Raw genomic sequence first — 3,966 nt, forward strand, 5'->3', positions numbered from 1 at the left:
GCCGATGCGCTGCAAAAGACGGGAGGAGCCCTTAGGCGCGCCCATCTGGATCACGCAGTCGACATTTCCCCAGTCGACGCCCAAATCAAGGCTGGCGGTGCACACAAGCGCACGCAATTTGCCGTCGGCCATTGCGCCTTCGACCTTGCGCCTTGCCTCGACCGATAAGGATCCGTGGTGAATGCCAATCGCAAATTTGGGCTCGTTTGCGTCCCATAATTTCTGGAAGATAAATTCCGCGAGAAAGCGGGTGTTACAGAAAATCAGCGTGATTTTGTTGCGGCCGATTTCCTCGATCAACTGGGGGATTGCATGTTGCCCGCTGTGCCCCGCCCATGGCACGCGGCCTTCGGGCAGCAGGATCGTCAGGTCAGGCTCGGCTGCGGCTTCGCCTTCGACCAGGCGCACCTGGTCAATGTCGCCATTGGGCGCGAGCCACGCGCGATAGTCATCTGGGTCTGCAACGGTCGCCGAAAGCGCCACGCGCTGCACGTCCGGCGCAAGTGTCTGCAGCCGCGCGAGCGACAGGCTGAGCAGATCGCCGCGCTTGCCATTGGCAAAGGCGTGGACCTCGTCGACGATCACGCGTTTCAGCGTCGCGAACATGTGCACGCTGTCTTCGTGGCTGAGCAGCAGTGATAGTGATTCGGGCGTGGTCAGCAATATATGCGGCGGTTTGACTCGCTGGCGCGCCTTGCGGTCGGATGGCGTGTCCCCCGTCCGCGCCTCTACGCGAATGGCCAAGCCCATTTCCTCAATCGGCATGAGCAAATTGCGGCGGACGTCGGTGGCAAGCGCCTTCAGCGGGGAGATGTAGAGCGTGTGCAGACCGTCCAATGTGTTTCCCGGCAAAGGCCGGGACCCAGTCCCAGACAAAGACTCACCTGATTTGGTCTGGACCCCGGCCTTCGCCGGGGCGCGCGGATATGTTCCCAAGTCCTGTTCGTGTCGATGCCCTTGTAGAACCCGTTCGTGTCGAGCATCGTCGAGACACCCATCGGTAGCGCCTGAACTCCCGGCATCTCGACTGGGCTCGATGCGAACGGATTTAGCGGCTGGCGTAAGCTCCGCCAAAGTCGGCAAGAACCCGGCAAGCGTTTTGCCCGCGCCCGTCGCTGCGACAAGCAACGCATGTCGCTTTTCGCCTGCCGCCTCCAGCATCTCAAGCTGATGCCGTCGTGGCTGCCATCCGCGCGAGGCGAACCAGTCAATGATGATCGGAGGTAATTCCACGAAGGGCTTAATGCCCGACAGTTTCCCCGCGTTCCAGTCCCGACGCAGCCAATTGCGCATCGATTTGCGCCATAAGGCGTTCAAGCCCTTCTTCGCTCGACGCCTCGGCGCGGGCAACGAGCACGTCCTGTGTGTTCGAAGCACGCAGCAGCCACCAGCCATCGGGCGTGTTGACGCGCGCGCCGTCGGTGTTGTTCACGTTTGCGCCATCCGCCGAAAGTCGCTTCAGAACCTCATCGATCACTGCAAATTTGCGGCTTTCATCGACCTGAAAACGCATTTCGGGGGTGTTGATCATCACTGGCATATCGCCCCGCAATTCTGTCACGCTTTTGCCGAGCTTTGCCGATGCCGACATCAACCGCACGGCGGCATAGATTGCGTCGTCAAACCCGTAATATTCATGCTTGAAGAAGATATGCCCGCTCATCTCGCCCGCGAGCGGTGAGCCTGTTTCCTTCATTTTGGACTTAATCAGGCTGTGGCCGGTTTTCCACATCAAGGGCACCCCGCCCAAGTCACTGACGCGGTCGAACAAAGCCTGTGACGCCTTTACATCAGCGATGATCGTTGCGCCCGGGACGTCACCAAGCACGTCTTCCGCATAGATTTGGAGCAACTGGTCACCCCAGATTACCCGGCCTTCGCCATCAATTGCACCAATTCGATCGCCGTCACCGTCAAAAGCCACTCCAAAATCGAGTTGCTTCTCCGCGACGAGCCTTTGCAAATCGACCAGATTAGCAGGGTCGGTAGGATCAGGGTGATGGTTGGGAAACTCCCCATCTACTTCCGTGAACAGAAGATGGTGCTCCCCGGGCAGCATCTTGACCAGTTTTTCGATCGCTGGTCCTGCCGCGCCATTGCCCGCATCCCATCCGATGCGAAACGCCTTTTCGGGTGCCGCCTGCGCCACACGCGCAACATATTGGTCAAGGATATCGAGATGTTCAAAGCCACCCTGTCCATCGACCCAATCCCCTGTCGCCGCCATCCGGCCCAGCTTCTGGATGTCCGCCCCGAAAAAGGGCTTGCCCATCAGGACCATTTTGAAGCCATTATAATTGGCGGGATTATGGCTACCAGTTATTTCTATGCCGCCGTCGACATCATCCAATATGGCCTCGGCATAATATAGCATGGGTGTTGGCCCCATGCCGATGCGCACAACGTCAACGCCGCTTTCATTCAGGCCCTTTACCAAAGCCTGTTCAAGCATAGGCGAGCTGACGCGGCCATCATAGCCCACTGCCGCCTTCTTGCCGCCAGCACGTACCAGGCAAGTGCCAAACCCGCGTCCGATGGCGTAAGCGTCAGCCTCCCCCAGCGTTTCACCGATGATGCCACGAATGTCATATTCGCGAAGCGAAGTGGAGTGGAAATTATGCGCCATGGGGTTTCCTGTTTTATATCGGGAGAGAAATCCGGTTAAAGCCGTTTATTGTTCAGATCATCTAACAAAATATCACGGGCTTTGTTCAATGCGGCAGCGCGCTCGTCGCTTCCGCCAGCGTCAGGATGGTTTTGCGCGATCAGGGTCCGATGCCGTTCGCGAATGCGTTCCGCATTGTCAAATCGCGACACACCAAGCAGGAAACGGGCGTCATCAATCGGGGATGGGTCGAGCGGGGATTGGTCGATCTTTTTTGCGCCAGCGCCAAACAGCCGCCATGTCAGCCCGCGATACCATGTCGCCGCAATTGCAATGGCCCCGACACCAATTAACAGGCTTCCGCGCGCGGCAAGAAATGCCCCTGCAAGCCCAAGCAATAAGGGCGGCAATTGTTGTCTTTGTAGCTTGCCCTTCCACACCGCCCAACCAAGCGCTGCGAGGACCAGAATGGCCAGTAACGTCATTATACGAGCGCCGCTTCTTGCACTTCGGGAAGTGCAAGGCCAGTGACCAGTTCGCGCAACTCCTGCCGCGCGACAATATGCGCAGTCGCCAACTGGCCAAGATGCCCCTTGTCGATTAATGTCAGGCCGGACGGAAACAGTTCGCGGTAAATCACGCGCTCGTTTAAACCCGGCAAGGACCGGAACCCGACACGCTTCGACAGTTCGGCAATCGCTTCGGTCATGCGCTGCTGGTTGCGTGCCTCCATATTGTGCAGCCGGTTGCGTACCACGACCCAGTCGATGGTCACGCCGTCGGCCTTGGCGCGTTCCTTGCGCGCTTCCCAGATAAGCTCGGCGTAGAAACTCAGTTTTCGCACCTTGAAATTTTCGGCGTCAACCTGTCCAATCAGGTCAAAATCGACAAAGCTGTCGTTGATTGGCGTGACCAGCGTATTGGCTCTGGTCGCCACAAAACGCGCATATTTGTCGTCGCGGCCCGGCGTATCAAAAACCAGAAAGTCATTTTCGCCACTTAGCCGATCAACCTGTCGCTCAAGCGTGGCCTGCGAGTCGTGCTCGAACACTTCGAAGACCGGCATGGGCAGAGTGATCTTGCGCCGTGCAATCGTGTCGCGCCGGTTTTCCAGATACCGAAACAAGGTACGCTGACGCGAGTCGAGATCGATGCATGCCACACGTGCGCCGCGCGATGCCAAAGCAATGGCGACATGCACTGCGGTGGTCGATTTACCCGTTCCGCCCTTTTCATTGGCAAAAACGATGTGATGTGCCTTGGCCATAGTCCCCAAACTGCCCCAAATTCGTCCAAGAATATCGACGCGCGACATTTGCCTTGAAATGACGCTGCGCCCTCCCGCATAGGCGGGTTCGACC

Annotated in this window: 4 protein-coding genes; all 4 read right to left on the reverse strand. The window is 58.1% G+C overall.

Annotation, left to right across the window (positions count from 1 at the left end; genetic code table 11):
• The coding region (locus ACLL9E_RS04105) for a DEAD/DEAH box helicase (RefSeq protein WP_411290471.1) at positions 1 to 1,293 on the reverse strand (1,293 nt) is incomplete at its 3' end.
• Positions 1,241 to 2,626, reverse strand: a complete 1,386-nt coding sequence (pgmG, locus tag ACLL9E_RS04110; RefSeq protein WP_411290472.1) for a phosphoglucomutase/phosphomannomutase PgmG — start codon at positions 2,624 to 2,626, stop codon at positions 1,241 to 1,243. The genes ACLL9E_RS04105 and pgmG, both read right to left, overlap by 53 nt.
• 35 nt (positions 2,627 to 2,661) lie before the next feature.
• Positions 2,662 to 3,090 (reverse strand): molecular chaperone DnaJ, encoded by a 429-nt coding sequence (locus tag ACLL9E_RS04115; RefSeq protein ID WP_411290473.1) that lies wholly within the window; start codon positions 3,088 to 3,090, stop codon positions 2,662 to 2,664.
• Complete coding sequence (locus ACLL9E_RS04120) at positions 3,090 to 3,872, reverse strand: division plane positioning ATPase MipZ (protein WP_411290474.1); 783 nt, start codon at positions 3,870 to 3,872, stop codon at positions 3,090 to 3,092. The genes ACLL9E_RS04115 and ACLL9E_RS04120 overlap by 1 nt, the downstream gene beginning before the upstream one ends.
• Between the last annotated feature and the right edge of the window lie 94 nt (positions 3,873 to 3,966).

The sequence above is a fragment of the Sphingorhabdus sp. genome, assembly GCF_046596595.1.
Classification (GTDB): Bacteria; Pseudomonadota; Alphaproteobacteria; order Sphingomonadales; family Sphingomonadaceae; genus Sphingorhabdus_B.

Bases quoted from the DNA above. Each gene is read 5' to 3' on its own strand.
- ACLL9E_RS04115 (WP_411290473.1), bottom strand. From the start codon at position 3,090: ATGACGTTACTGGCCATTCTGGTCCTCGCAGCGCTTGGTTGGGCGGTG.
- ACLL9E_RS04120 (WP_411290474.1), bottom strand. From the start codon at position 3,872: ATGGCCAAGGCACATCACATCGTTTTTGCCAATGAAAAGGGCGGAACG.
- pgmG (WP_411290472.1), bottom strand. From the start codon at position 2,626: ATGGCGCATAATTTCCACTCCACTTCGCTTCGCGAATATGACATTCGT.